This is a genomic window from Shewanella electrica (genome assembly GCF_022321485.1).
Lineage (GTDB): Bacteria > Pseudomonadota > Gammaproteobacteria > Enterobacterales > Shewanellaceae > Shewanella > Shewanella electrica.
Map to the genome: position 1 here is coordinate 1 of NZ_JAKOGG010000344.1, position 267 is coordinate 267.

The following is a 267-nucleotide window of genomic DNA, read 5'->3' on the forward strand; positions in this document are numbered from 1 at the left end:
TCGAATTGTTACACCAAGATTGACGGCTGCCAAAGGCGTCGCTATCTTTCGCAGATGCTCGATATTTTTTGACTTTGCTATTACAGCGCGGCCCTGCAATCGAATGTGAGCTCGTATTTAGCGTTCATGCTGCAACGGATTTCTTACATGTGCATGAATAGAGTCAACAATTTCCTTTGCTTGTTCGTAATTACATCCAGTAGCCGAAGTGATGCATTCCAAAACATGCGAGAAGGCATGACTCTCGTCGTTCCAGACTATGCACAC

1 protein-coding gene is annotated in these 267 nt (G+C 44.9%); it reads right to left on the reverse strand.

The features are described from left to right. Positions 1–117: 117 nt before the first annotated feature. The gene (locus tag L9G74_RS24245; RefSeq protein WP_500142674.1) at positions 118–267 is read right to left on the reverse strand and encodes an ATP-dependent Clp protease adaptor ClpS; all 150 of its coding nucleotides are present in this window, start codon (positions 265–267) and stop codon (positions 118–120) included.